The sequence below is a fragment of the Corynebacterium sp. AOP36-E1-14 genome, from assembly GCF_052377495.1.
Taxonomy (GTDB): domain Bacteria; phylum Actinomycetota; class Actinomycetes; order Mycobacteriales; family Mycobacteriaceae; genus Corynebacterium.
Genome location: NZ_JBQSWV010000025.1, coordinates 1 through 26557, shown reverse-complemented (window position 1 = coordinate 26557; position 26557 = coordinate 1). Strand labels below are relative to the sequence as shown.

Sequence of the window (26557 nt, the reverse complement as noted above, 5' to 3'; positions counted from 1 at the left end):
CCGTGGTCGCCATGACAGAGACAAAGCGTATTACCGTCCCCGGCACCGATCTTGAGATCACCCCGCTCAACCTCGGCGGCAACACCTTCGGATGGACCTCGGACACCGAGGAGTCCTTCGCGGTGCTCGACGCGTTTCTCGCCGCCGGCGGCAACTTCATCGACACCGCCGACATGTACTCGCAGTGGGGCGAGGGCCACTCCGGCGGCGAGTCGGAGACCGTGCTCGGCCAGTGGTTCGCCGAGCGCGGCAACCGCGACCAGGTCGTCCTGGCCACGAAGGTCGGCGCACTCCAGGGTGCCGAAGGCCTGGCGCACGACACGGTCGTGTCCAACCTCGACGACTCGCTGAAGCGGCTCCAGACCGAGGTCATCGACCTCTACTACTTCCACTACGACGACGAGTCCGTGGCGATCGCCGACCAGGTCCGCACCGCCGCGGCCCTGGTGGACTCCGGCAAGGTCCGTTACATCGGCCTGTCCAACTACTCCACCGAGCGCATGCGCGAGTTCTTCGAGACCGCCCGCGAGCTGGAGCTCGACCACGCCATCCCGCTGGCGATCCAGCCGCAGTACAGTCTCCTCTCGCGCGCCGGCTACGAAGACGGCTACATGCAGGTCGCCGAGGAGTACGGGGTGGGTGTGTTCAGCTACTTCTCCCTGGCGTCCGGCCTGCTGACCGGTAAGTACCGCAGCCGTGAGGATCTGGAGGGTGCTGCCCGCGAGGGACAGACCGGCGGTTACTTCGAGAAGGACGCCGACCCGTTCAGCGTGGTCGAGGCCGTGCTCACGGTCGCTGAGGCGCATTCCGTGGAGCCGGCGTCGGTGGCACTGGCGTGGCTGCTGGCCAAGGGCGTCACCGCCCCGATCGCCTCGGCGCGCACCCCGGAGCAGGTCGCCCCGCTGATCGCGGCGACGACCCTGGAACTCACCGAGGACGAGGTCGCCACGCTGGACGCCGCGTCGAGTAGTTTCTGAGTAGAATCCGTGGCATGAACCACGGCGCAGGCAACGGAACGGATGACACGCACGGCCTCCCGGTGATCCGCCCGGAGGCCGCCGACGGCGGCGACGCCGGCGAGATCCGCTCGCTCACCGCGGCAGCCTTCGAGGGTATCGAGCACTCCGACGGGCGCGAGCCTGCCATCGTCGATGCTCTGCGCGCCGCCGATGCGCTCACGTTGTCGCTGGTCGCGGTGCGTTCCGGCTGGGTGATCGGACATGTGGCGGTGTCGCCGGTGACGCTCGAGGGCGACACGTCAGGTGGCGTGGCAGGGGAGGACGCCGGGCGCTGGTTCGGCATCGGCCCGCTGTCGGTGTCCCCGGCGCACCAGGGGGAGGGGATCGGTGCGGCGCTGATGCGCAGCGCCTTGGAGTTCCTCGACACCACGAAGGACGCCACCGGTGCGGTCCTGCTCGGCGACCCCACCTACTACGACCGTTTCGGTTTCGCCGCCCGCGAGGGCCTGGTGATGGAGGGACTGCCGCAGGAGAGCGCGCCCTACTTCCAGGCGCTACGGCTCGACGGAGAAACGTCCTACCCGCGTGCGGTCGTGAGCTACCACCCCGCGTTCGGGGCGTAGCCGGAAGGTCAACGAGAGGCCCAAGACAGGACCGACGACATGACTGAAGAACCAGCGGTACCGGGCACTATCGACCGTGACCGGTTGCGTCGCACCCTCGGGGAGGCCCGTCCGGCACATGCCCAGGCCGTTGCCGAGAATGACGGCTGGAGCACCATGCTTCCGGGGCTACCGCTCGTGGCCGACGGTGACTCGTTCGACGGCGCCGTCGCAGACATGGTTGATCCCTTGCGGGTCTAAGCGATCGACTGGGTCGACCACCTCCGCCTCGCGGACAATCACCAAGGCAACCGGGATCTTGTCCGGATGGTCGACCTGTCCACGGATGAGCAACTCACCGGGTGGCTCACCTCCTAAGCGGGTGATGGCAGACCCCCACCGTCCCACCCCGCCCCGGCGGGCCTTCGTGCCGTAGGGCCCCGGCGGCGATACCATGTGAGCGCTATGGATTCGACACACACGCGACGCCAGCCCGGTGCCAGTTCACAGGCCGGCCCCCGGTCCGGCAGCAGGTACCGGGGCCACCGCAGGGACATCGACGGCCTGCGCGGTCTGGCGATCGCGCTCGTCGTCATCTTCCACGTCTTCGTCGGCCGGGTCTCCTCCGGCGTGGACGTGTTCCTGCTGCTCGGCGGCATCTTCTTCTTCTCCCCGCAGATCCGCAACGCGCTGAACCCCGCCGGGCTCACCGTGGTGCAGTCCTTCCTGCGCATCTTCCGTCGCCTCTACCCGGCGCTGATCACGGTCGTCACCGTGGCTGTCATCGCCTCGGTGCTGATCTTCAACCGGGTGCGCTGGCCGGAGGTCGGGGAGGACGCCGGAGCCTCGCTGCTCTACATGCAGAACCTGCACCTGGCGAACCTCGGCCAGGAGTACACGGCGGTGAACCGCGAGGTCAGTGTGTTCCAGCACATCTGGTCGATGTCGGTGCAGATGCAGATCTACCTCGGCTCCCTGCTGGTCATCGCGGCGGTGGCGGCGATGTTCCAGCGTCACGTGCGTTCCAGCTCGCAGGTGCTGCACTGGGGTCTGGTGGTGGCCACCGTGGCCAGCTTCGGCTACGCCACCTGGCTCGGCGGCCACGACCAGGGCGCGAACTACTACTCCCCGTTCTCCCGCTTCTGGGAGATCGGCCTGGGTGGGCTGTTCGGCATCTGGCTGCTGGGCCGCGCGCTGCCGGCGGTGTGGGCACGCCTGCGCCTGGGCGCCGGCATCGTGGGCCTGGTGCTGATCATCGGCACCGGCCTGTTCCTCGACGGAGCCGCGCAGTTCCCCGGCCCCTGGACGCTCGTGCCGTTGGCCGGCGCCATGCTCGTGGTGCTCGCCGGCAACCCCGTCGCCGGGGAGGACGCCGCGAGCACGCAGGACGCCGCGACCTCGCAGGACGCAGCGTCCGGCGTGACGGCGATGCTGTGTGCCGCGCCGTTCCAGTTCCTCGGCCGCATCGCCTACAGCCTGTACCTGTGGCACTGGCCGGCGTTGGTGCTGGTCACCTACCTGATGTCGCAGGGTGCCGAGGTCGCCGCCCCGGGCGGCGGCACCGGTTTCCTCAACGGCATCACCGCCACCCTCGGCAACGGGGAGGGTTTCCTCGTCGGCTCCGTGGTGGTGGTCGTGTCGGTGCTCCTGGCGTGGGCGACCTACCGCTTCATCGAGACCCCGCTGCGCCAGCAGGCCAAGCCGGAACGGGCGACGGCGCTGTCGGCGTCCTACGTGCGCTCGTCCGTGGCGGGACGCCGCGGCACCGTCGGCGCGGTGTGCGCGCTGGTGATGGTCGTCGCCACGGCCGCCGTGGTGTCCTTCGGGCCGGTGATCGAGCACCGTAACCAGCTCGCCGCCGCCGTGGACGCCGACGACATCGACCCCGCCGAGTACCCCGGCCCCGCCGCCTTCCTCGCCGACGCCAACGCCCCGGACGACGTCCCCGTCGAACCCGACCCCGCCGTCGGGGAGGAGGAGATGCTGCCGCAGACGCAGAAGGACGGCTGCTTCTCCGGCTTCGCCGAATCCAACGTGATCTTCACCAAGCAGTTCAACTCCTCCGACGAGCCCTGCGTGTACGGCGACGTGGACTCCGACCGCACCATGTACCTCGCCGGCGGCTCGCACTCCGAGCACTACCTCACCGGCCTGGAGGAGGTCGCCGAACAGCAGGGCTTCAAGATCGTGCCGCTGCTGAAGATGGGCTGCGTGCTGGGCATGAACCTGCCGCACCTCAGCGGCGACCCGTACCCGGAGTGCGCGGAGTGGAACGACAACGTGCAGCAGTTCATCTTCGACAACCCGCCGACCGACGGGGTGTTCATGCCGTCCACCAGGCCCACCATGATCGAGGGCGACGGCCCGGACGTGGTGCCGCCGGAGTACGTGGAGATGGTGCAGCGTCTCACCGACGCCGGCATCCACACCTGGGGCGTCCGCGACACCCCGTGGCACATGGCGGGCCCGGGCGTGCAGGGCAATGCGCGCCTGTGCGTCGCCGAGGGCGCCGAGGACGATGCCGGCGGTGACTGCGGCATCGCCGAGGAGGCCAGCCTGTCGCCGGTGAACCCTGCGCCGGAGGCCTACGAGGGCCTCGACATCACCAACATCGACCTCACCGCGGCGCTGTGCCGTGACGGGCGCTGCCCGGCGGTGGTCGGCAACGTGCTGGTCTACCGCGACGGCCAGCACTTCACGTCCCTGTTCTCCTCACTGCTGGCACCCGAGATCAGCCGGCAGATGTACGACGCCGCCTGATCGCCGTGGCAGAAACGAAACCTGCACTGAAACCAGAGAAGAAACGCACCGTCCGACGCATCGACATCGACGGGCTGCGTGGCCTGGCGATCGCGCTGGTGGTGGTCTTCCACGTCTTCGTGGGCCGGGTGTCCGCCGGGGTGGACGTGTTCCTGCTGCTCGGCGGCATCTTCTTCTTCGCCCCGCAGATCCGCAACGTCCTGAACCCGGCCGGGCTCACGGTGGTGCAGTCCTTCCTGCGCATCCTGCGTCGCCTCTACCCGGCGCTGGTCACCGTGGTGACGGTGTCGCTCGTGGCCGCGCTGGTGGTGTATGCGCCGGTGCGCTGGTCGGATGCGGGGGAGGACGCCGCGGCGTCGTTGCTCTACGTGCAGAACCTGAACCTCACCCGCCAGGGCGACGACTACGCCGCGATCAGTGCGGACGTGAGCCTGTTCCAGCACATCTGGTCGATGTCGGTGCAGATGCAGGTCTACCTCGGCTCGCTGCTGGTCATCGCCCTGCTCGGGTCGATGTACCGCAGGTGGCCGAGGGTCGGGACGGCCCTGCTGCGGGTGCTGCTGCTCATCGGCACGGTGGCCAGCTTCTGCTACGGCGTGTGGCTCGGCGGGGTGGACCAGGGCGCGAACTACTACTCGCCGCTGTCGCGTTTCTGGGAGATCGGCCTGGGCGGACTGTTCGGCATGGCCGTGCTGGGCCGTACGCTGCCCGCCGCGTGGGCACGCCTGCGCTGGCCGGCCGGGGTGCTCGGCCTGGTGCTGATCGTGGCCACCGGCCTGCTGCTCGACGGCGCCGCCCAGTTCCCCGGACCCTGGACCCTCGTGCCGCTGGCCGGCGCGATGCTCGTGGTGCTGGCCGGCAACCCCGTCGCCGAGCGGGACGCCGCGACCTCGCAGGACGCCGCGACCACGCGGTACACGACGTCCGGCGTGACGGCGCTGCTGCGCACCGCGCCGCTGCAGTTCCTCGGCCGTACCGCCTACGGCCTGTACCTGTGGCACTGGCCGCTGCTGACCCTGGCGACGTTCCTGGCCACCGACACCACGCAGGCCGCGGCGGAGGAGACCGGCGCCGAGGCGTCCGACGCGGGTCTGCAGGGCATCACCGCCACCCTCGGCATGGGCACCGGCGCGGCGGTCGGCGCCGGCGTGATCGCCGCGTCCGTGGTGCTGGCCTGGCTCACGCTGCGGTTCATCGAGGTGCCGCTGCAGCAGTCGGCGCGCCCGCCGCGCTCGTTCGTGCTCGGCGACCACGCCTACCTGCGGGCCGCGCTGCGCAGCCGCGGCAAGACGACCGCGGCGATGGTGATCGTCGCCGCCAGCGTCGCGGTGATGGCCTTCGGCCCGCTCGTCGAGCGCCACAACGAGGACCGGGCGACCACCCTGGCCACCGAACCGGTCGACCCGCGCGACTACCCCGGCCCCGCCGCCTACCTGGAGGACGCCCCGGTGCCCGACGGCCTCGACGTGGTCCCGGGCACCACCGAGGTCGATCCGATGATGCCGCAGACCCAGGACGACGGCTGCTACTCCGGCTTCGACGAGACCGGCCTGGTGCTGACCAGGGAGTTCAACGAGTCCGACGAGCCCTGCGCCTACGGCGACGTGGACTCGACGCGCACCATGTACCTGGCCGGCGGTTCGCACTCCGAGCACTACCTGCCCGCCCTGGACCGCATCGCCGCCGAGCGGGGCATCAGGGTCGTGCCGCTGGTGAAGATGGGCTGCGTGCTCGGCGAACCGCTGACCCGCGACACCGGTGAGGCCTACCCGGAGTGCGCGCAGTGGCAGGTCGCCGCCGAGCAGTACATCCTGGACAACCCGCCGACCGACGGGGTGTTCATGACCTCCACCCGGCCCACCACCATCGCCGGCGACGGGCCCGACCAGGTGCCGCAGGGCTACGTGGACGTGGTCTCCCGCTTCACCGCCGCCGGCATCCACACCTGGGGCGTGCGCGACACCCCGTGGCTGATGGCGGAGCAGGGCACGCAGCTCAACGGGCGGCTCTGCGTCGCCGAGGACGGCGACAAGGGTGACACAGGGACGTCCGACTGCGCCGTCGCGCAGGACGAGGCGCTCGCCGCGTCCAACCCGGCGACGTCCGCCCTCGCCGGGCTGGACGTGACGCACCTCGACCTCACCGCCGCGGTGTGCCGCGACGGGCAGTGCCCGGCGGTGGTCGGCAACGTGCTGGTCTACCGTGACTCCCAGCACCTCAGCAACCGCTTCGCCGGGATGCTCGCCCCGGAGATCACCCGGCAGATGTTCGGGGCCTGAACACCTCCACCGGTGTGTCGTGGGGGTAATGGGCTGAGAGTCGACTTAATATCGACGACGAGATGACGCCCGCCCCAGCCCCAGGACCCCCACCCGCCCCAGCACAAGGCCCCGCCCCCGTGCTCGGCGGGCGGCGGTCGTCGCGGCGTACCCACCGCCGTGACATCGACGGGCTGCGTGGCCTGGCCATCGCCCTGGTGGTCGTCTTCCACGTGTTCGTGGGCCGGGTGTCCGCCGGGGTGGACGTGTTCCTGCTCATCGGCGGCATCTTCTTCTTCGCCCCGCAGATCCGCAACGCGCTGAACACCGCCGGGTTGACCCTGGTGCAGTCGGTGGTGCGCATCGTGCGCCGCCTCTACCCCGCACTGCTCACCGTGGTCTGCCTGGTGATGCTGCTCGCGTTGGCGGTCTACCCGGTGTCGCGGTGGACGCAGGCCGCGGGCGACGCGGCGTCCTCCCTGCTCTACGTTCAGAACCTGCACCTGGCCGCCGAAGGCAAGGAGTACTCGGCGATCAACCGGGACGTGAGCCTGTTCCAGCACATCTGGTCGATGTCCGTGCAGATGCAGATCTACCTCGGGTCCCTGCTGGTCATCGTGGTGCTCGCGGCGCTGTTCCGGCGTCACCCGCGCACCGGCAACCGGCTGCTGCACCGCGCGCTGTCGGTGGCCACGGTGGCCAGCTTCGCCTACGCGGTGTGGCTGGGCGTGCACGACCAGGCGCTGAACTACTACTCGCCGTTGTCGCGCTTCTGGGAGATCGGGCTGGGCGGCCTGTTCGGCATCTGGATGGTCGGCCGCAGCATCCCGTGGGTGTGGCGCTGGCTGCGCTGGCCGGCCGGGGTGGTGGGCCTGGTGCTCATCGTGGCCACCGGCCTGCTGCTCGACGGCGCCGCCCAGTTCCCCGGCCCCTGGACGCTCGTGCCGCTGACCGGGGCGATGCTCGTCATCGTGGCGGGCACGCCCGTCGCCGAGCCGGACGGCAACCGGGCGCGTGCGGCGGCGGAGGGACGCACCGTCGCGTCGGTGGGGGTCACCCGTCTGCTCGACGGACGGATCTTCCAGTTCCTGGGGCGCACCTCCTACGGTCTGTACCTGTGGCACTGGCCGCTGCTGGTGCTGGCGACCTACCTCTTCGCCGAGGCTGGCTCGGCCGGCACCTCCGGCACAGGGGAGACCGGCGGGACCGGTGAGTCGGCGTCGGACGGCCTGGCCGGCATCACCGCCACGTTGGGCACCGGGCGCGGCGTCGCCGTCGGTACCGGCGTGGTGGTCGTCTCGCTGCTGCTGGCGTGGGCCACCCACCGGTTCGTGGAGACCCCGCTGCGCCAGCACGGCAAACCGGAACGCTCCTGGATGCTGACCGACCGGCGCTACTGGGCGTCGCTGCTGCGCTCCCGCGGGAAGCTGGTCACGGTGACCGCCATCGTGCTGGCCAGTGCGGTCGTGCTCTCGTCGGAGCGCATCGTGCAGGACCGGGTCATCGGGCCCAGCCTCGCCGCGGAGGACGTGGGCTCCGGCGCCACCGACGGCACGTCCGACGACTACCCGGGGCCGCGCGCCTTTCTCGACGACGGCACCGGCGTCCCCGACGACGTGCCGGTGCGTCCCGCACCCGTATGGGACAAGTCCGTGATGCTGCCGGAGACCTCCCTCGACGGCTGCCTCGTGGGCATCGAGGGCGAGGACCTGGTGCTGACCAAGGAGAACAACACCTCCGACGAGCCCTGCGCCTACGGCGACGTGGACTCGACACGCACCATGTACCTCGCCGGCGGCTCGCACTCCGAGCACTACCTGCCCGCCCTCGACGCCATCGGGCGCGAGCGGGGCATCCGGATCCTGCCGCTGGTCAAGGTCGGCTGCGTGCTCGGCGCGCGGATCGAGCGGATGAACGGCGACGACTACGATGAGTGCTACGCCTGGCAGGACAAGGTCGAGGACCACATCCTCGACAACCCGCCCACCGACGGGGTGTTCATGACCTCCACCCGCCCCACCGCGCGGACCGGCGCCGGGCCCGACCAGGTGCCCGACGGGTACGTGGACACCGTGCGCCGGTTCAGCGACGCCGGCATCCACACCTGGGCGGTGCGCGACAACCCGTGGCGTCAGGTCGACGGGTCGCTGGGCAACTCCATGCTCTGCGTCGCCGACGGCGGCTCACCGGAGGACTGCGGCCCCTCTGCCGCCGAACTGCTGGAGACCAACCCCGCGCAGGACGCCTACCGCGGGCTCGACGTCACCCACCTCGACCTCACCGCCGCCTACTGCCACGACGGGGTGTGCCCCGCGGTCGTCGGCAACGTGCTGGTCTACCGAGACGGCAACCACTTCACGCCCACCTGGTCGGCGATGATGGCCCCCGAGATCGAACGGCAGATGTACGACCCCGCCCCGGCCGACGAGCAACGCCGCGTGGTGGCGGACGCCGTGCGCGCCAGCGGCGACGCGGCGTCCGGCGGTTCCGGCAGTTCGGGCGGTGCCACCGCGCCGGCGCTGGCGCCGAAGGACGTCTTCGTACTGCCGCGCCCGGAGACGGAGCCTGTGCCGGAGCCCGTGCCGGAGCCGGTGCCGGAGCCCGCGCAGGAATGGGTCGACCCCGGCTACGTGGATCCGGGATACGTGGACCCCGGTTGGGTCGATCCCGGCTACGTCGACCCGGGCTACGTGGATCCGGGCTACGCTCCGCCTTACTGAAGCATTACCTTGCCCGACACCCCCGTGTAACGCTCCGGGGCCCTGGCGTGTTCAGTATTCCGGGTCGGTGGGCGGTATGCTGTAGCGCGCCATGAACTCTTCCTCCTCGCAGCCAGGGACGTCCAGCGCGTCCACAGGGCGTCCCCGGGCCTCACACCGCCGGGACATCGACGGGCTCCGTGGACTGGCGATCGCACTGGTCGTCGTCTTCCACGTCTTCGTCGGACGGGTCTCGTCGGGCGTGGATGTGTTCCTCCTCGTCGGCGGCATCTTCTTCTTCGCCCCGCAGATCCGCAACGCGCTGAACCCCGCAGGCCTCACCGTCGTCCAGTCGTTCCTGCGCATCCTGCGCCGCCTGTACCCGGCCCTGATCACCGTCGTCGCCGCCACCCTGGTGCTCGCCGTGGTGGTCTACGCCGAGGTCCGGTGGGTCAACGCCGGCAACGACGCCTCCGCCTCGCTGCTCTACATCCAGAACTTCCACCTGGCCAGTGAAGGCCAGGAGTACACCGCCATCAACCGGGACGTGAGCCTCTACCAGCACATCTGGTCGATGTCGGTGCAGATGCAGATCTACCTCGGGTCGTTGCTGGTCATCGCCCTGCTGGCGACCCTGTTCCGCAAGAAGGCGAAACTCGGCACGAACCTGCTGCACCTGCTGCTGGTCATCGGCACCGCCGCCAGCTTCGGCTACGCCACCTGGCTGGGCCAGCACGACCAGGCCGTGAACTACTACTCGCCGTTCTCCCGCTTCTGGGAGATCGGGCTGGGTGGCCTGTTCGGTATCTGGCTGCTGGGTATCGCCATCCCGCGCTCACTGCGGTGGCTGCGCTGGCCGGCCGGCCTGGCGGGCCTGGCTCTGATCATCGCCACGGGCCTGTTCCTCGACGGTGCAGCCCAGTTCCCCGGCCCCTGGACTCTGCTGCCGCTCGCCGGCGCGATGCTGGTCATCTTCGCCGGCAACCCGGAATCCGATACGTCCGACGCGTCTGACCCGTCCGCCGCAGCGGGGGAGAAGCTGCCCGCGCCGTCCACCGGCGTGAGCCGTCTGCTCGACGGACGGATCTTCCAGTTCCTGGGGCGCACCTCTTACAGCCTGTACCTGTGGCACTGGCCGCTGCTGACCCTGGCGACGTTCTGGTTCTCCACCTCGACGGCCTCGCAGGCCGGCGGGCTGCGCGGCATCACCGCCACGCTCGGCCCGCTCAACGGTGCCCTCGTCGGCACCGGCGTGATCGCCCTGTCCCTGCTGCTGGCGTGGCTCACCCACCGCTTCGTGGAGACCCCGCTGCGTCAGAAGAAGAAGCCGCACCACTCGTGGGTGCTCTTCGACCGCGGCTACTGGCGGGCGTCGCTGCGCTCGCGCGGCAAGGTCGTCGCCACCCTGGTCATCGTCCTGGTCACCGGCGCGGTGTTCGCCTTCGGGCCCGTCGCCCAGGCACGCATCGACAACCGGGCCCGCGAGCTCGGCGTGCAGGACGTCGACCCCGCCGAGTACCCCGGTCCCAACGCCTTCCTGCAGGACGCCGACGTGCCGGACGGACTGCCCGTCCTGCCCGACCCGTCCGACGACGCACCGATGCTCGCCAACACCCTGAAGGACGGCTGCCTCGCCCACTTCGGCCACACCGACCTGGTGATGACCAAGTGGTTCAACGAGGAGGACGAGCCCTGCGCCTACGGTGACCTGGAGTCCGACCGCACGATGTACCTCGTCGGCGGTTCCCACTCCGAGCACTACCTGCCGGCGCTGGAGCGCATCGCCAAGCAGCGCAACTTCAAGATCGTCCCGATCCTGAAGCTCGGCTGCGTGATCGGCATGGACATCCCCAAGTGGGACGGCTCGGACTACCCCGAGTGCCGCGAGTGGCAGAAGAAGGCCGAGGACTTCATCTTCGAGAACCCGCCGTCCGAGGGCATCTTCATGACGGTGACACGTCCGACCACCATCGAGGGCGACGGGCCCGACCAGGTGCCGAACGAGTACGTGGAGATGGTGCGCAAGCTCTCCGACGCCGGCATCCACACCTGGGGCGTGCGCGACACCCCCTGGGTGCTGGACTCCCCCGGGGTGCAGGGCAACGCGCGGCTGTGCGTGGCCGAGGATCGCGGCGACGAGGACTGCGGTGTCGACGAGGAGGAGTCGCTGGCACCGGTGAACCCGGCGCTGGCCGCCTACCGTGGGCTCGACCTGACCAACATCGACGTCACCGACGCGGTGTGCCGCGACGGACGCTGCCCCGGCGTGGTCGGCAACGTACTGGTCTACCGCGACGCGCAGCACTTCACGAACCTCTTCGCCGCGATGCTCGCCCCGGAGATCTCCCGGCAGATGTACGACCCGGAGGCGCTGGAGGAGACCGAGCGTGAGCAGGAAGCGTCCCCCGGACCCGACTCGCCGGACGGTGAGGTGCAGAAGGACGTCTTCCGCCTGCCGAAGCCCGGCGAGGAGGACGGTGCCGACGGCGCCGACGGCGGCGACGGCGGCGCGTCCGACCCCGTGCCGGACCCCGCTCCCGACCAGGGCTGGGTCGACCCCGGCTACGTCGATCCGGGGTACGGGTACCAGGACCCCGGCTACGTGGATCCCGGCTACGGCTACCAGGATCCGGGCTACGTGGACCCGGGGTACGGCTACGCGCCCCAGTGGTGACCGCCTGACCCCGCGCCGCGTGCCCGATCCGTCCTTCCCGCGGCACGGAACCACCGGATCCGGCACGGCACGCGGGGTCGCCCGGTAGCGTGAGGGGAACGCGGGACGGCAGGGGGCTGTCCTACCCGGGGGAGGGGACCGCACATGGCGGGAAACGACAAGAAGTTCTGGACGACCACCGAGCTGATCGCGTCGGGCAGGACGCCCGACTCGCTGCGCGGGGAATGCGCGCGCGGCGCGATCCACCGCATCGTCCGCGGCCTGTACAGCACCGAGGAACCCACTGACCTGGTCGTGCTCGCCGCCCTGGCCTGGGCGCGCGAGGGCCTGGTCTACACCGGACGCACCGCGGCGTTCCTGCACTCCATGGTGCCCATGGCCTGGCCGGCGCAGGCGAGCGTGCCGCGCGGGAGAAGCCGGGACGGCGGGACGTTGCTGCAGCTCAGCACCGCGCGCCGCGGCGCCACCGAGTACCGCCGCGGCCTGCCCACCCTCAACGGGCTGGCCACCGCCGTCACCGCGCAGGGTGCCGACATCACCGAGAGCATGCGCGGCTCCCTGCTGATGCGCAACTACGGCGGGTTCCGTGGCAACCGGCGACTGGCGGAGGATCTTGCCGCCCTGGAGCCGTCGCGCAGGGCACGGGCGGTGGAGCTCGCCGGCGGCGTGATCACCGGCACCGCCAGCGAACTGGAGTACAAGGCCGTGTGCATCATCGTGAGCGCCCTCGACGGGGTGGACGTGACCGTGCAGGTCAACGCGCAGATCCGTGGCTACTACTTCGACATCGTCATCCCGGAGGCGCGGGTGTGCATCGAGATCGACAGTCGTCAGTACCATGCGGCCGGCTCCGCGCGACGCGAGGACTTCGTGGCCGACCGGTGGAAGGGCAATGCGGCGGTGCGGTGGGGCTGGACGCTGCTGCGCTACCCGGATGCCAGCGTCGATCACGCCGCCCGCGAGATCGGCGCGGAGGTGCTCGACACCGTGCTGTTCAACCTGGCCAACCGGCGCACCCGCAAGTTACGGGTCGAGGAGATCCCCACGGACCGCAGCGTGCACGACTGGCACAGACGGTAGGACGCCGCGGTTGCCGTAGCCTGGTGCAATCCCGTAGCTACCCCAGGAGCGTGCAATGAGGAGTGTGAGATGAGCCAGGAAGAGATGGTGTGCCCGTTGGCGGGCACCGTCATCGAGATGTCGGAGGTCCCCGACCCGGTGTTCGCCCGCGAGGCGATGGGGGTCGGCTTCGGCATCACCGACACCCCGGGCGGCGAGGTCTGCTCCCCGGTCACCGGGGAGGTGGTGATGGTGGCCAAGACCGGCCACGCGGTGGGGATCGCGACCGACTCCGGCCTGCAGTACCTGGTCCACCTGGGTCTGGACACCGTGGAGCTGGAGGGCCGCCCCTTCACCGTCGACGTCGCCAAGGGTGACACGGTGACCGCGGGTCAGAAGATCGCCACCATGGACGTCGCGGCGATCACCGAGGCCGGCAAGTCCACCACGACCGTGGTGGTGGTGACGAACTCGAAGAAGATGGTCGACCACCTCGACGTGACCGTCGGCGAGGCGGAGCGCGGCGACGTGGTGGCGCAGGTGTTCCTCGCCGGCGCGGCCGCCACGCAGGACGCACCGGCCGCCGCGCCGGCGGCGGAAGCGCCGGAAGCGCCGGAAGCCTCGGGGCGTCCTGCGGGTCTGGACGGTTTCGACCTCACCGCGTGGGAGATCCTGGACAACATCGGCGGCGCGGAGAACGTCCGCAGCGTCACGCACTGCATCACGCGGGTGCGCTTCTACCTGAAGGACGCCGACCTCGCCGACGACACCGCCGTCGCGGACCTCGACGGGGTCATCGACGTGGTGCGCGCCGGCGGGCAGTACCAGGTCGTCATCGGTGCCGACGTGGAGGACGTCTACGACGCCGTCGAGCGGCGGCTCGAGGCGTCCGGCGCGGGAGGCGCGGGCGGCGGAGACACAGGCGCCGGTGCGTCCGACGCGGAGCCGCGCGAACGCCCCACCACCGCGGTGGGGTGGGTGAAGTACGGGTTCTCCGAGCTGATCGGCGTGATCACCGGGTCGATGATCCCGGTGATCGGGCTGCTCGCGGCGTCCGGCATCATCAAGGGCGTCCTGTCGCTGCTGCTGAACTTCGACCTGATCGCCGAGGACTCGAACACCTACCAGATCATCAACGCGATGAGCGACGCGGTGTTCTTCTTCCTGCCGATCTTCGTCGGGTTCACCGCCGCACGCAGGCTGGGGGCGGACCCGATCATCGTCTCGATCATCGGCGGCGTGCTCTGCTACCCGAGCCTGGTGGACATGTCCGAGACCGAGGGCGACAGCGCGCTGCTGGGTATGTCGCTGAACTCCGACTTCTTCGGCATCCCCTTCCACGTGGCGAGCTACTCGTACTCGATCTTCCCGATGATCGTCGCCGCCTGGCTGGCCTCCGTGCTCGAGCCGTGGCTGAAGCGGGTGATCCCGAACATGGTGCGCATGATCTTCGTGCCGTTGTTCGAGGTCGTCATCGTGTCCCTGGCGATCCTGCTGATCCTGGGGCCGGTGGTCATGTTCGTGTCCACGGGCATCGCGAACCTGATCCAGGGGCTCTACGACCTCTCGCCCACGGTGTCCGGCACGGTCATCGGTGCGCTGTACCAGTCGCTGGTGATCTTCGGGCTGCACTGGGCGGTGATCCCGCTGGTGGCGCAGGACATCGCGGCGAACGGGAACTCCTACCTCAACGCCATCATCTCCGTGACGATGGTCGCACAGGGTGGCGCGGTGCTCGCGGTGTTCCTGCGCACCCGGATCGAGAAGATCAAGACCCTGTCCGGCCCGGCGGCGATCTCCGCGTTCTGCGGCATCACCGAGCCGGCGATGTACGGGGTGAACCTGAAGTACGGGCGCGTGTTCATCATGGCGTCCGTCGGTGGTGCGGTCGGCGGGCTGCTGACCGGCCTGTTCAACGTGAACATGTGGGGCTTCACCGGGTCGCTGATCGGCTTCACCTCCTTCGTCAACCCCGACGACGGGGTGGACGCCAGCTTCTGGGGCTACCTCGTCGCCTCCGCCGTGGCGCTCGCCGTGGCGTTCACCCTGACCTGGTTCTTCGGGTTCAAGGACTCCGACGTGGACAAGGGACGCGAGGTCGAGAAGGTCCGGCTGGGGAGCCGGGAGCCGAAGTAGGACGGCGCGGGGCGCGGCGGCGCGGCGGGCTCAGCCCTCCACGACCCCGTCGCCGTCGCTGGCGTCCATGAGGTCCTGCACGGTGGCGAACTCGTCCAGGCCGAAGCGCTCCAGCATGCCGGTGGAGCCGTCGGTCGGCCACACCTCGGTGCCGGCGACGGGCAGGAATCCGAGGGAGTCTCCGTCGGGCAGGCAGAAGATCACGGTGTCCATCGCGGTGAGGTTCAGCAGCGCGTCACCGAGCAGGTCGTGGGGGAACAGGGTCACGAGGATGACGTCGGACGGGCCCTCGGCGCCGTCGTTCCCGTCGGCACCTGCGGCGTCCTCGCCTGAGTCGTCCTCACCGGTGTCGCCGGCGACGAGCGCGGGCAGGGTGCTGCGGATCTCCGGGGTGGAACGGATCCCCTCGAGGTAGGCCTGCGCGAGGTTCTGCCGGTGCAGGCGCTGGTTGGTGTCCTCGTCCTGCAGGGAGCGCACGAACATGCCCGGCCCGCTGGGAGGCCCGCCGTGGGACCCGCCGTGCGGCATGGCCTCGGGGCTGGTCTCCTGGTCCACGGCCCACTCGGCGTAGCTGCGCATCGCCGGCTTCTCCTCGCCGGAGAGGAACTGCAGGTCACGGTTGGCGGCGTACTTCGCCTCGGAGAGTTTCTGCGCGCTGCCGGTCATCGGCGCGTTGATGCCGTAGTAGGTCCACTGCGGCGCGGCGGTGGGGTCGTGGCGGAACACGACCTGCGCCACGGAGTTCGACACGGGGGTGGGCTCACTCATCGTGGTCACCTCCGGCGGGCTCGGCGAGCTGCAGCACGGCGACCATGAAGTCGCTCGCGTCGGTTCCCTCTGTGCCGTCGGTGAACGGCTGCAGCTCCCACGAGGAGAACCGCTGGACGAGACGCAGGCCGGCGGCCGTGACGTCCTGCGCGAACTCCTCGACGGAGCGCCCGCGCGACAGGCCGAAGCCGACGACGAGGCGTCCTGCCGGGGCCAGGCGGGACGCCAGGACGCCGAGCGCCTGGCGGTGCGCGGCGTCGGGGATGAACGCCAGGACGTTGCCGGCGGAGACGATGATGTCGAACGGGCCGGACGGCACCTCCGCGTCGGACGCCAGGTCGCCGACCGCCCACTCCACGCCGGAGCCGGCGTAGCGCCCGCGCGCGTACTCGACGAGCTGCGGGTCGATGTCGACGGCGGCGACGAGGTGGCCGCGGGCGGCCAGGACGGCGGCGACGCGTCCGGTGCCGGAGCCGGCGTCGAGGACGCGGGCGTGGCGCGGTGCCATCGCGTCGACCAGCCGGGCCTCACCGTCGATGTCCTTGCCCTCGTGCTCGAAGCCCTCCCACCGGGCGATGTAGCGCTGCGAGTGGGCGGGGTCCGCCCCGGTGACGGACGCCCAGGTGGTGGTCGCGTTACCCGCGGGGCCGGTCCCGGACTGGGGCTCAGGCGAGGGTTCTGACGGTACTGGCGGTACTGACATGGGCTGGATCGGACTCATGCCCACCAGTATGCCAGTCGACCGGTGTGGTGGGGCCGCACGCGGTGGCCGGGTGGTTCTTTGAGGGTTCTTCACACAACTCCAAAAGAACTCTGCAAGAGCTTCTCGGCATCCAGCAGGCCGCAAACGGACTAACGGTGCAGTTCAGACAGTTCTTCGGGGGTACTTTCGCGGGTTGTTTCTAGCGCACCGCGGCGAGGATCTCCTCGGCGGCGGGCAGGCAGACGTCCCGGTCGGCGGTGACCAGGCCGATGCGGGACCGGCGGTCGATGAGGTCCTCCACCGTCATCGCACCCTCGTGGGTCACGTGCCAGGCGAACTCGGCGCGCACGGTGTCGATGCCCGGGGCCACCGGCTCCAGCGGTCGCTCCACCGGGCAGGTGCGCAGCACGGCCGGGGCCTCGTGGCCGAAGCGTTCCACCATCGAGGCGGGCAGCCCGGCGAGGTCGCTGGAACGCACATACTGCACGCCGGGGGAGCCGGGCGCGCCGACCAGGGGGGTGGTGGCGGTCACGCACGGCCCCGGAGTGGACCCGGACTCGCGCAGCATACCGGCGACGAGGTCCATGGTCTGCTCCGCCATCAGCCGGTACTCGGTGAGCTTGCCGCCGGTCACGGTGACCAGGTTGGCGTCGCCCCCCTCGCCGGTGAGAATCACGTGGTCGCGCGAGAGGTCCGCGGTGGACGAGTCGGCAGAGTCCCCAGAATCACTGTTGAACTGCACCAGCGGCCGCAGCCCGGCGAACGCACCGAGCACGTCGTCGGTGGTGAGGTCCACGGCGAGGGCCTGGTTGACCACGTCGAGGATCCAGCGCACGTCGGAGTCCGGCACCTCGGGCACGTCCGGGATGGTCTTCGTGCCCAGGTCCTCGTCGGTGATGCCCACGTAGCAGCGGCCGAGCTGCTCGGGCAGGATGAAGCAGAACCGGCTGCTGTGGCCGGGCACGGGCACGGTCAGCGCGCCGGTGGGGTTGCCGACGGCGGCGGCGTCGATGACCAGGTGCGTCCCGCGGGAGGGACGCACGGTGACCTGCGGGTCCAGGTGCCCGGCCCACACGCCGGTGGCGTTGACGACGGCCCCGGCGGTCACGCCGAACGTCGGGGCGTCCGGCGAGAGTTCGTCGCGCAGGACGACCCGGTCGCCGTGGGCCTCCACGGCGCGGCAGTGGGTCACCACACGTGCCCCGTAGCCGGCGGCGGTGCGGACCAGGGCGGTGACCAGGCGGGCGTCGTCGACGAGTTGACCGTCGTGGTTGACGTAGCCGAAGCGCAGGTCGGACGTGTCGACGGCGGGGCACAGTTCGGCGACGGTACGGGCGCTGACGGTGCGTGAGGCCGGCAGGGTGGACGCCGGGGTACCTGCGGCGACACGCAGTGCGTCGCCGGCGAGGAACCCGACGCGCGGGGTGGTCTTCTGCCCGCGGGTGTAGCGGTCCTGCACGGGCACGACCTGGGTCACGGCGTGGGTGAGGTGCGGGGCGGTGGTGCCCATGAGGATGCCGCGTTCCACGGCGGAGCGCCGGGCGATGCCCACGTTGCCGGTGGCGAGGTAGCGCAGACCGCCGTGGGCGAGTTTCGAGGACCAGCGCGAGGTGCCGAAGGCGATGTCGTGGGCGTCGACGAGCAGGACGTCCAGTCCGCGGGTCGCCGCGTCCAACGCCACCCCGGCGCCGGTGACGCCGGCACCGATGACGACGAGGTCCACATGGGTGTGTCTGTCGCGCAGGCCGGTGACCTCACCGGTGCGGCGGGCGGCGTCGAGTCGGGTGGCGTCCGGCCGGAAGGTTGTCATGACCTGCAGTCTATCGGTGTGCGGGATTCCGCGTCGGGGAGTCGGCGGACCGGGTATCTTGTGTGGTCATGGACACGTTGCCGATCCCGCCGATGAAGTTCAACCTCTGGGGCACCGTCGACGAGGCGAAGCCCCTGGGCTCCTCGACGCGCTCCATGCTCGGCACCCTCATGGGCGTGCGGGAGGACGCCGGGGCGACCGCCGCGCGCGAGGTCGACCTCGACGCCGTCACGCTCAGCCCGGTACGGCTGCAGGACGCCGACCTGCAGGCCTTCGCCGACGTCGTGGGCGCCGCCCACGTCTCCACCGACGACGCCCAGCGCGCGCCGCGCGCCCGCGGCAAGTCCTCCCTGGACCTGCTGGAATGGCGCGCCGGGGCGTCCCACGTGGTCTCCGCGCCGGACGCGGTGCTCGCACCCGGCACGGAGGACGAGGTGCTGGCCGTCATGCGGTTCTGCTCGCGCGAGGGGATCGCCGTGGTGCCCTTCGGCGGCGGCACGTCCGTCGTCGGCGGGCTGACCCCGGGCGACACCGACGGCTCGCGCAGCTTCCGCGCCGTGGTCAGCCTCGACCTGGTGCGCTTCGATCGCCTGTCCGAGGTGGACGCCGAGTCCGGCCTGGCCACCCTGGGGGCGGGGCTGACCGGCCCGGCCGCCGAACTGCTGCTCGCCGAGCACGGACTGCAGATCGGCCACTACCCGCAGTCCTTCCCCTACGCCACGATCGGCGGCTACGCGGTGACCCGCTCGTCCGGGCAGAACTCCGCCGGGTACGGACGCTTCGACGACATGGTCCGCGAACTCACTCTGGTCACCCCGGTCGGTGTGATGACCGTGGGCCACGCGTCCCCGGCCTCGGCCGCCGGGCCCGACCTGCGCGAACTGGTGATGGGCTCGGAGGGGGTCTTCGGCGTGGTCACCCGCGTGCGGCTGCGCGTGCACCCGGTGCCGCAGGTCAAACGCTACGAGGCCTTCACCTTCCCCGACTTCGCCACCGGTGTGGCCGCGTTGCGGGCCGTGAAGCAGACCGGCACCGGGCCCACGGTGATCCGGCTGTCCGACGAGATCGAGTCCTCGGTCAACCTGTCCTCCGGCGACAAGGCCGGCGAGTCCAGCTCCCCGCCCGGGTGCATGTGCATCACCATGTACGAGGGTACCGAGGAGCACACCGCCTCCCGGCACGCCGAGACCCGCGACCTGCTGCTCTCCAAGGGGGCCACGAGCGTGGGGGAGGAGCCCGCACGGCACTGGGAGCAGGGCCGGTTCAACGCCCCGGTGCTGCGCGACTCCCTGCTGGACGCCGGCGCACTCTGCGAGACCCTGGAGACCTGCACCGACTGGTCCAACGTCTCCCGGCTGAAGAAGGCCGTGGGCGAGGCGCTGGCGGGCACTTTGAACGGCTCCGGCACCATGGCGCTGATCATGTGCCACGTCTCCCACGTCTACGCCGAGGGCTGTTCGTTGTACTTCACCGTGGTCGCCGCGCAGAAGGGTGACCCGGTGGCACAGTGGCGCACCGCCAAGACCGCGGTGACCCGAGCGCTGACCGAGAACGGCGGCACCGTCACCCACCACCATGCCGTGGGTGCCGACCACCGCCCCTTCATGGCCGCCGAGATCGGCGAGCTGGGGGTCGCCGTGCTGCGCGCGGTGAAGGACCGTCTCGACCCCGACGGCGTGATGAACCCCGGCACGCTGATCGGGGGCGACGATGAGTGAGCGCCGGCACGCCTACGAGGTCGGCCACGTCGACCTGCGGCGCATCGCCCTGCTGACCAACCCCCACGCCGGCAAGGGTGGGGCGGGGGCGGCCGCCGACATCGCCCGCGACCGCTTCGCCGACCACGGCATCGACGTGGTCAGCATCCAGGGGGCTTCTCCCGAGGGCGCCCGCGAACTCGCCGGACGCATGGTCGCCGAGGAGGGGATCGACGCACTCGTCGTCTGCGGCGGCGACGGGCTGATCAACCTTGCCCTGCAGGAACAGGCCGGAACGTCCACCCCGTTGGGCATCATCCCCGCAGGTACGGGCAACGACCACGCCCGCGAGTACGGCATCCCCACCCACCCGCGCCGGGCGGCAGACGTCATCGCCCGTGGTTTCTGCACCACCACCGACCTGGGACGCATGCGTGACGACGCCGGCGACGAGCACTGGTTCGGCACCATCGCCTGCGCCGGCTTCGACTCCCTGGTCTCCGACCGCACCAACCGGATCCGGTGGCCGCGCGGGCAGATGCGCTACAACGTGGCCATCGTCGCGGAGTTCCTCAACTTCCACTCCATCCCGACCCGGCTGGTTCTGGACCCCGGTACCGACGAGGAGAGGGTCGTCGAGGAGAACATGACGCTGGTGGCGATGGGCAACACACGCAGCTACGGCGGCGGCATGGTCATCTGCCCGGACGCCGACCACCACGACGGCATCCTCGACGTCACTGTGCTCGAGCGCATGGGACGGGCGAAGGCGGCGACGAAGTTCATGAAGATCTTCGACGGCAGCTTCGTGGAGGAACGTGGGGTGAACACCTACCGGGCGCGCCGGGTGCGCATCGAGATGACCGACCGTGGCGGACAGCACATCAACGGCTACGCCGACGGTGACCGCTTCGCCCCGCTGCCGATGGAGGTCGAGGTCGTCCCCGGGGCCGGGCGCTACCTGGTGCCCCGGCCGTAGGTTCGGGTGTGTGCCCCGCTCAGTGCCTGGCTCAGTGCCTGGCTCAGTGTTTGGCTCAGTGCTCGGCGGGGATTCCGGCGGCAAGCTTCGCAGCCTCGATGCCGTTGGTACGGACCGGTGACGCAGCAGCGGAGGATATAGAGGACACAGCCTCCTCTGTCGCGTCCATCGCGTCCGAACCCTTCTTCCCGCTCGAGCCGGTCAGCTGGCGGATCACCTTCGCCGCGACCACGGGATGGTTGATCTGGGCGCGGGTCACGGGGCCGTTGAGCATGCTCGGGAGCTTCATAACGGATGAGTCTATGCGGTCGGAGGTACTACGCTCTGGCGTATGAGCGATAAAGAACAGACATCAGAACGCCGTCTCGCCGTGGTAACCGGAGCGTCCGCCGGCATCGGGGAGGCCACCGCGGTGGCCCTGGCCACGGACGGGTGGGACGTCGTCCTCGCCGCGCGGCGTCCGGAGAGGCTGGAGCAGGTCGCCGCTCGCATCGCCGCGGACGCCCCGGAGGTGTCCACCCACGTGGCGACCGTGGACGTCACCGACCGGGTGAGCGTGGACGCCCTGGCGTCCGCCGTGCACGACCTTGGCGGGGCGGACCTGCTGGTCAACAACGCCGGCGGCGCCCGTGGTCTCGACACGGTGCTCGACGGGGACGTCGATGACTGGCGGTGGATGTACGAGGCGAACGTGATCGGCACACTGCAGGTCACCCAGGCGTTGTTCCCCGAGCTGCAGCGCACCGCCGCGCCGCAGGTGATCAACATCGTCTCCATCGCCGGACGCAACGCCTACCGCGGCGGGGCCGGCTACAACGCCGCGAAGTTCGGCGAGACCGCGCTGAGCGACGTGATGCGCATGGAGTTCGCCGAGAAGGGGGTGCGCGTCTGCCAGGTCGACCCGGGACGCGTGGCGACGGACTTCAGCCTCAACCGGTTCAAGGGCGACGCCGACCGCGCGCAGCAGGTCTACGAGGACGTGCTGAACCTCACCGCGCAGGACGTCGCCGAGACCGTGCGGTGGGTGGCGGGGCGTCCGGCGCACATGGACGTGGACACCGTCATGATCCGTCCGACCGACCAGGCCTGAGTCTGACGGGGAGTTTTATTCACTGTCGATGAAATTCCCACTACCCCCGATCTTCTCCCCCCGCTACCCTCACTTCGGGGCTCCTCCGGGTGCTCTCGCCGGTGCCCCCGGGGCCGGTTACCGCGGTACGCATGGTGCTGATGGTGCTGGTGGGGTTGATTTTCCGCCGCGCGTGGAGATTGCATGTAGTTCGGGGGTGGGCAGGGGCGGCGCCGTCCGGCATCCTTGGTAGTGCGGGCGGGAAGTTGTCGACCGGAGGCCGGCCGGGAGGGTCGGGCCCTACATGCAGTATCGCCAGCGGGCCCCTATATAGAGGAGAAGTGCATGACGGAACAAGTGGACGCGAGCGGTGCCGGTGCACTGCTCGGGGAGTCCGTGCTACAGCGCCTGCGCGAGGAGATCATCACCGGCGCACTGCCGCCGGGAACCGCCCTGAGCGTGCCCGGCATCGCGGCGCGCTACGGGGTCTCGCGCAGTCCCGTGCGCGAGGCCGTCCAGCAACTCACGGTGGAGGGCGTGGCGGAGTACCGGCCACGTGCCGGCGCGCGTGTGGCGGAGATGGACGCGGCCACGCTCGGACAGGTCTTCGAGTTGCACCAGATTCTCGACGCGCAGGCCTCTGAACAGGCGACACGCAATGCAACGAGCGCGCAGATCGCGGCTTTGCGGGCACTCGTGGAGGTCCAGGAATCCAACCTCGGGGCGCCGCCGGACCCGGTACGTGATCTACGGGTGAACCTGGAGTTCCACACCCGCCTCCGGGAGGCCTCGGGGAACCGTCCCCTGTGCGACGTCCTCGAGAGGTTGGACGTCCAGAGTTTCCTGTATCCGACCACCGCGTGGAGCGACCCGTGGAACGTCTCGATGGCGGTGCGGGAGCACCGCGCGATCGTCGACGCCCTGGAGATCGGTGACGCCCGCGGTGCCGCATCCGCGGCGGCCTCCCACGCCGGTGCGGTATTCATCCGGATTATACGCACCTGAGGCGCACATCACCCCTCGTCGTTATACTCGGAGGGGTATTCCTTATGGACAATGTTTTATGATGCTGGCCAGCGGCAATAGGATGAGAACACCATGAATGCCAGACTTACACTCGAATCCCTTCGCTACGCCGACGCGGTAGCGGACGCAGGGTCGTTCAGCTCTGCCGCGCGTCGTTTCGGAGTCACTCAGCCGGCCTTGTCCATCAGCATCGCCAAGCTCGAGGAACACCTCGGCGGACGTAATCTTCCTGCGTAACCCGCGGGGCACGTCGCCGACGGCCTTCGGCGCGGCGCTGCTGCCGCGGATCAAGCAGATCATCGCGGACATCACCCGCATGGAGGTTGAGGCGGAGTCCTTCACCTCCAGCAGGTCGGGCACCGTGCGGGTCGGGATCTCCCCGAAGATCGACAAGGAGATCGTCGCACAGCTCAAGGACGCCATCCACGGGCCGCACGCCCTGGCCGTGGGTCACGACGCGATGCTGCTCGAGGCCGAGCTCGACCCGCTGGAGGAGTTCCTGCAGGCCGGCAGCCTGGACATGATCATCGTGCCCGCGCTGGGTTCGCTGCCGGGCTACAGCCACCGGTTGATCGATTCGGACTACCTCGTCCTGGTCGAGGAGCCCAATGAGGGAGACGGCGACGAGATCACCGTGGACGAACTCGCCGAGCGCGAGCTGATCCTGTGCCGTCACGGTTGCGGCATCACCCGCATGGTCTCGGACATGTTCGCCGAGGCCGGCCGTGAGCTGAAGCGTGCCGAGATGGAGGTCACCCACTGCACCGCCCTGCCGGGGTGGGCGAACAAGGGCATGGGCTCCGTCGTGCTGCCGGAGCGCCACGTGCGCGAGGGCATGTCCTCACGCCGCATCGTGCGCGAGGACGGCACCCAGGTCGAGATGTTCTACGAGCTGGTCTGGGACCCGGGTTCCGCCAGCGCGGTGTCCCTGGAGTCGTTGGCGAAGTACCTCACGACGGTGTCGTCGTGGTCGCATAACGGCAAGTGATCACCCCATAAGCGCAACGGCTTCACCAGGGGAAATGCGCCAAACCTATAGTCGGAATACCGACACCGTGTGACGGCCCCGGTTGACGACCGGAGATGAGTCCGCCACCGACGCTTCAGGAGGTTTGGACCATTGACTGCCGTTGTCCCGTCCGAGGAGACGCACGCCCCGCACGCCCGGCCTGACCGTGGAGAACCACACGGCGGCCGGTCGAAGAAGGGTGGTCACGCATGGAGCATGCTGACCACGACCGACCACAAACAGCTCGGCATCATGTACCTCGTGATGGCGTTCATCTTCTTCGGGATCGGCGGCCTCATGGCGCTGCTGATCCGCGTGGAGCTGTTCCACCCGGGCCTGCAGTTCCTGTCGAACGAGCAGTTCAACCAGCTGTTCACGATGCACAGCACCATCATGCTGCTGCTGTTCGGCAGTCCGCTGGTCTTCGGCTTCGGCAACTACATCATGCCGCTGCAGATCGGCGCCCCCGACGTCTCCTTCCCGCGACTCAACGCACTCGGCTTCTGGCTGACCACCTTCGGCGGCATCATCATGCTGTCCGGCTTCCTGACCCCCGGCGGTGCCGCGGACTTCGGCTGGACGATGTACATGCCGCTGGCCGACGCGGTGAACTCGCCCGGCGTCGGCTCGCACCTGTGGGTCGTCGGTGTCGGTGTCGGTGGTGTGGGCACGATCGCCTCGGCGATCAACATGATCACCACCATCCTGTGCCTGCGCGCACCGGGCATGACGATGTTCCGTATGCCGGTGTTCACCTGGAACATCCTGGTCATGTCCCTGCTCGTGCTGCTGATCTTCCCGCTGCTGACCGCCGCCGCGCTGGGCGTGCTGTACGACCGCATCCTGGGTGGCCACATCTACGACTCCGCCAACGGCGGCGCGATCCTGTGGCAGCACCTGTTCTGGTTCTTCGGCCACCCCGAGGTCTACGTCCTGGCCCTGCCGTTCTTCGGCATCGTCTCGGAGATCTTCCCGGTGTTCTCCCGTAAGCCGATGTTCGGCTACGTCGGACTGGTATTCGCCACCCTGTCGATCGCCGCACTGTCGCTGGCCGTGTGGGCGCACCACATGTTCGTCACCGGTGCTGTGCTGTTGCCGTTCTTCAGCTTCATGACCTTCCTGATCGCCGTGCCGACCGGCATGAAGTTCTTCAACTGGCTGGGCACGATGTGGAAGGGCCGGATCTCCTTCGAGACCCCGATGATCTTCGCCATCGGTTTCTTCGCCACCTTCCTGTTCGGTGGTCTGACCGGTGTGATGCTGGCGTCGCCGGCGCTGGACTTCCAGCTCTCCGACTCCTACTTCGTGGTCGCGCACTTCCACTACACCCTGTTCGGCACCCTGGTGTTCGCCTCGTACGCCGGCATCTACTTCTGGTTCCCGAAGATCACCGGCCGCATGCTCGACGAGCGTCTGGGCAAGATCCACTTCTGGTTGACCTTCGTGGGCTTCCACATGACGTTCCTGGTGCAGCACTGGCTGGGCAGCATGGGCATGCCGCGTCGGTACGCCGACTACCTGGACCAGGACGGTTTCACCCTGCTGAACCAGATCTCCACCATCGGTGCGCTGCTGCTCGGTATCTCGGTCCTGCCGTTCGTGTGGAACGTGTTCAAGTCCTGGCGCTACGGTGAGATCGTCACCGTCGACGATCCGTGGGGCTACGGCAACTCCCTGGAGTGGGCGACCTCCTGCCCGCCGCCGCGCCACAACTTCACCTCGATGCCGAAGATCCGTTCGGAGCGTCCGGCCTTCGAGCTGCACTACCCGCACATGGTGAAGACGGCCCGCGAGGAGGCGCACGTGGGACGCCACTTCTAGTCGGCTCCTGCTGACAGTCTGAAAGCCTGACCGTCACCGGCGGCGCCGGTGGTCAACTGACCACCGGCGCCGCTGCTTTGCGTGTGGGGAGGGTTAGTCCAGGTATCCCAACTCGCGGAGGAGATCCAGGACTTCTTCTTGTTCTTCGGGGGTCAAGGCGGCGAACTGTTCGTTGAACTGTTTGACGATCTCAATGAGGTACAGGGGCGGAAGCGGTGAGCCGTCGAGTTCTGAGAGAAGGTCCTCGATCCAGTCGGGATACGTGGTCTGGTCGGGGTCCTCCGGGGTGGTGCCGGATCCGCTGCTGCCCAGGGAACCCAGCGAGCTGAGTGACCCGAGGCTTCCGGTGGTGTCGCCGGAACCGGGGAGATCGGCGGCGACGGCGTTGGGGGCGAAGACGAGTGCGGGGGTGATGACGGCTGCGGTGAGGCTGATCTTGACGCGGTGAGAGAGGCTCATGGGGAGTCACTTTCATGTGGAAAACAAGAGTTCCCTGAGAGTATCGCTGCATAAGTTGGCGGCATACCC

At 69.5% G+C, this 26557-nt stretch carries 21 protein-coding genes; 16 read left to right on the top strand and 5 right to left on the bottom strand.

Annotated features, from left to right (window positions below; translation table 11 throughout):
* The first annotated feature begins 11 nt into the window (after positions 1-11).
* The 9 genes from ACT3TD_RS11405 to ACT3TD_RS11365 all read left to right on the top strand — a co-directional run bounded on the left by ACT3TD_RS11405 (position 12) and on the right by ACT3TD_RS11365 (position 15147).
* Positions 12-977: an aldo/keto reductase gene (locus ACT3TD_RS11405; protein ID WP_301442656.1), complete on the top strand. Its 966-nt coding sequence runs from the start codon at positions 12-14 to the stop codon at positions 975-977.
* A gap of 14 nt (positions 978-991) precedes the next feature.
* Positions 992-1582 carry a GNAT family N-acetyltransferase gene (locus ACT3TD_RS11400; protein WP_301442657.1) on the top strand — a complete coding sequence of 197 codons (591 nt, stop codon included), beginning with the start codon at positions 992-994 and terminating at the stop codon, positions 1580-1582.
* 39 nt (positions 1583-1621) lie between these two features.
* Positions 1622-1822, top strand: coding sequence for a hypothetical protein (locus tag ACT3TD_RS11395; RefSeq protein ID WP_301442658.1), 201 nt, complete (start codon positions 1622-1624; stop codon positions 1820-1822).
* A 204-nt stretch (positions 1823-2026) separates the two neighbouring features.
* Positions 2027-4321 (top strand): acyltransferase family protein, encoded by a 2295-nt coding sequence (locus ACT3TD_RS11390; RefSeq protein ID WP_301442659.1) that lies wholly within the window; start codon positions 2027-2029, stop codon positions 4319-4321.
* A gap of 5 nt (positions 4322-4326) precedes the next feature.
* Positions 4327-6600, top strand: a complete 2274-nt coding sequence (locus tag ACT3TD_RS11385; RefSeq protein ID WP_444615012.1) for an acyltransferase family protein — start codon at positions 4327-4329, stop codon at positions 6598-6600.
* A 119-nt stretch (positions 6601-6719) separates the two neighbouring features.
* Positions 6720-9299, top strand: coding sequence for an acyltransferase family protein (locus tag ACT3TD_RS11380; RefSeq protein WP_441578978.1), 2580 nt, complete (start codon positions 6720-6722; stop codon positions 9297-9299).
* 91 nt (positions 9300-9390) lie between these two features.
* Positions 9391-11952 carry an acyltransferase family protein gene (locus tag ACT3TD_RS11375; protein WP_301442611.1) on the top strand — a complete coding sequence of 854 codons (2562 nt, stop codon included), beginning with the start codon at positions 9391-9393 and terminating at the stop codon, positions 11950-11952.
* Between the two features lie 144 nt (positions 11953-12096).
* Entirely contained in the window at positions 12097-13032 is a 936-nt protein-coding gene (locus ACT3TD_RS11370) for a hypothetical protein (protein WP_301442610.1), read from the top strand.
* A 69-nt stretch (positions 13033-13101) separates the two neighbouring features.
* A complete protein-coding gene (locus tag ACT3TD_RS11365; protein WP_301442609.1) occupies positions 13102-15147 on the top strand; it encodes a glucose PTS transporter subunit IIA in 2046 nt (681 codons plus the stop codon).
* Positions 15148-15177: 30 nt separating this feature from the next.
* Here the strand turns inward: ACT3TD_RS11365 and ACT3TD_RS11360 are convergent, their stop codons facing one another.
* The 3 genes from ACT3TD_RS11360 to ACT3TD_RS11350 all read right to left on the bottom strand — a co-directional run bounded on the left by ACT3TD_RS11360 (position 15178) and on the right by ACT3TD_RS11350 (position 18428).
* Complete coding sequence (locus ACT3TD_RS11360; protein ID WP_301442608.1) at positions 15178-15915, bottom strand: hypothetical protein; 738 nt, start codon at positions 15913-15915, stop codon at positions 15178-15180.
* On the bottom strand, positions 15908-16636 hold the full coding sequence (locus ACT3TD_RS11355) for a class I SAM-dependent methyltransferase (RefSeq protein ID WP_441578981.1): 729 nt from the start codon (positions 16634-16636) through the stop codon (positions 15908-15910). Before ACT3TD_RS11355 ends, ACT3TD_RS11360 begins: the two co-directional genes overlap by 8 nt.
* Before the next feature lie 181 nt (positions 16637-16817).
* Complete coding sequence (locus ACT3TD_RS11350) at positions 16818-18428, bottom strand: glycerol-3-phosphate dehydrogenase/oxidase (protein WP_301442606.1); 1611 nt, start codon at positions 18426-18428, stop codon at positions 16818-16820.
* A gap of 92 nt (positions 18429-18520) precedes the next feature.
* On the opposite strand from ACT3TD_RS11350, the gene ACT3TD_RS11345 reads away from it, so the two are divergent.
* Both ACT3TD_RS11345 and ACT3TD_RS11340 read left to right on the top strand, forming a co-directional pair.
* On the top strand, positions 18521-20146 hold the full coding sequence (locus ACT3TD_RS11345) for an FAD-binding oxidoreductase (protein WP_301442613.1): 1626 nt from the start codon (positions 18521-18523) through the stop codon (positions 20144-20146).
* Positions 20139-21104, top strand: coding sequence for a diacylglycerol kinase (locus ACT3TD_RS11340; RefSeq protein WP_301442605.1), 966 nt, complete (start codon positions 20139-20141; stop codon positions 21102-21104). The genes ACT3TD_RS11345 and ACT3TD_RS11340 overlap by 8 nt, the downstream gene beginning before the upstream one ends.
* A gap of 55 nt (positions 21105-21159) precedes the next feature.
* Here the strand turns inward: ACT3TD_RS11340 and ACT3TD_RS11335 are convergent, their stop codons facing one another.
* On the bottom strand, positions 21160-21393 hold the full coding sequence (locus tag ACT3TD_RS11335; RefSeq protein WP_301442604.1) for a hypothetical protein: 234 nt from the start codon (positions 21391-21393) through the stop codon (positions 21160-21162).
* A gap of 42 nt (positions 21394-21435) precedes the next feature.
* Here ACT3TD_RS11335 and ACT3TD_RS11330 point away from each other — a divergent pair, with 42 nt between their 5' ends.
* The 5 genes from ACT3TD_RS11330 (at position 21436) to ctaD (ending at position 26029) form a co-directional block, all read left to right on the top strand.
* Positions 21436-22194, top strand: a complete 759-nt coding sequence (locus ACT3TD_RS11330) for an SDR family oxidoreductase (protein ID WP_441579826.1) — start codon at positions 21436-21438, stop codon at positions 22192-22194.
* 324 nt (positions 22195-22518) lie between these two features.
* Positions 22519-23178, top strand: a complete 660-nt coding sequence (locus ACT3TD_RS11325) for a GntR family transcriptional regulator (RefSeq protein WP_301444110.1) — start codon at positions 22519-22521, stop codon at positions 23176-23178.
* Positions 23179-23271: 93 nt separating this feature from the next.
* The gene (locus ACT3TD_RS11320) at positions 23272-23436 is read left to right on the top strand and encodes a LysR family transcriptional regulator (protein ID WP_444615010.1); all 165 of its coding nucleotides are present in this window, start codon (positions 23272-23274) and stop codon (positions 23434-23436) included.
* Between the two features lie 79 nt (positions 23437-23515).
* On the top strand, positions 23516-24187 hold the full coding sequence (locus ACT3TD_RS11315; protein ID WP_441579824.1) for a LysR family transcriptional regulator substrate-binding protein: 672 nt from the start codon (positions 23516-23518) through the stop codon (positions 24185-24187).
* Between the two features lie 132 nt (positions 24188-24319).
* Complete coding sequence (gene ctaD, locus ACT3TD_RS11310; protein WP_444615009.1) at positions 24320-26029, top strand: aa3-type cytochrome oxidase subunit I; 1710 nt, start codon at positions 24320-24322, stop codon at positions 26027-26029.
* Positions 26030-26122: 93 nt separating this feature from the next.
* Here ctaD and ACT3TD_RS11305 read toward each other — a convergent pair whose 3' ends face one another.
* Positions 26123-26488, bottom strand: coding sequence for a hypothetical protein (locus ACT3TD_RS11305; RefSeq protein WP_444615008.1), 366 nt, complete (start codon positions 26486-26488; stop codon positions 26123-26125).
* Positions 26489-26557: the final 69 nt, after the last annotated feature.

Excerpts from the sequence above, each read along its gene's own strand:
- ACT3TD_RS11315 (WP_441579824.1), top strand. The coding sequence starts at position 23,516 with ATGGAGGTTGAGGCGGAGTCCTTCACCTCCAGCAGGTCGGGCACCGTG.
- ACT3TD_RS11320 (WP_444615010.1), top strand. The coding sequence starts at position 23,272 with ATGAATGCCAGACTTACACTCGAATCCCTTCGCTACGCCGACGCGGTA.
- ACT3TD_RS11350 (WP_301442606.1), bottom strand. The coding sequence starts at position 18,428 with ATGACAACCTTCCGGCCGGACGCCACCCGACTCGACGCCGCCCGCCGC.
- ACT3TD_RS11400 (WP_301442657.1), top strand. The coding sequence starts at position 992 with ATGAACCACGGCGCAGGCAACGGAACGGATGACACGCACGGCCTCCCG.
- ACT3TD_RS11375 (WP_301442611.1), top strand. The coding sequence starts at position 9,391 with ATGAACTCTTCCTCCTCGCAGCCAGGGACGTCCAGCGCGTCCACAGGG.
- ACT3TD_RS11325 (WP_301444110.1), top strand. The coding sequence starts at position 22,519 with ATGACGGAACAAGTGGACGCGAGCGGTGCCGGTGCACTGCTCGGGGAG.
- ACT3TD_RS11390 (WP_301442659.1), top strand. The coding sequence starts at position 2,027 with ATGGATTCGACACACACGCGACGCCAGCCCGGTGCCAGTTCACAGGCC.
- ACT3TD_RS11330 (WP_441579826.1), top strand. The coding sequence starts at position 21,436 with ATGAGCGATAAAGAACAGACATCAGAACGCCGTCTCGCCGTGGTAACC.
- ACT3TD_RS11365 (WP_301442609.1), top strand. The coding sequence starts at position 13,102 with ATGAGCCAGGAAGAGATGGTGTGCCCGTTGGCGGGCACCGTCATCGAG.
- ACT3TD_RS11345 (WP_301442613.1), top strand. The coding sequence starts at position 18,521 with ATGAAGTTCAACCTCTGGGGCACCGTCGACGAGGCGAAGCCCCTGGGC.
- ACT3TD_RS11370 (WP_301442610.1), top strand. The coding sequence starts at position 12,097 with ATGGCGGGAAACGACAAGAAGTTCTGGACGACCACCGAGCTGATCGCG.
- ACT3TD_RS11340 (WP_301442605.1), top strand. The coding sequence starts at position 20,139 with ATGAGTGAGCGCCGGCACGCCTACGAGGTCGGCCACGTCGACCTGCGG.
- ACT3TD_RS11360 (WP_301442608.1), bottom strand. The coding sequence starts at position 15,915 with ATGAGTGAGCCCACCCCCGTGTCGAACTCCGTGGCGCAGGTCGTGTTC.
- ACT3TD_RS11395 (WP_301442658.1), top strand. The coding sequence starts at position 1,622 with ATGACTGAAGAACCAGCGGTACCGGGCACTATCGACCGTGACCGGTTG.
- ACT3TD_RS11335 (WP_301442604.1), bottom strand. The coding sequence starts at position 21,393 with ATGAAGCTCCCGAGCATGCTCAACGGCCCCGTGACCCGCGCCCAGATC.
- ACT3TD_RS11405 (WP_301442656.1), top strand. The coding sequence starts at position 12 with ATGACAGAGACAAAGCGTATTACCGTCCCCGGCACCGATCTTGAGATC.
- ACT3TD_RS11305 (WP_444615008.1), bottom strand. The coding sequence starts at position 26,488 with ATGAGCCTCTCTCACCGCGTCAAGATCAGCCTCACCGCAGCCGTCATC.
- ACT3TD_RS11355 (WP_441578981.1), bottom strand. The coding sequence starts at position 16,636 with ATGAGTCCGATCCAGCCCATGTCAGTACCGCCAGTACCGTCAGAACCC.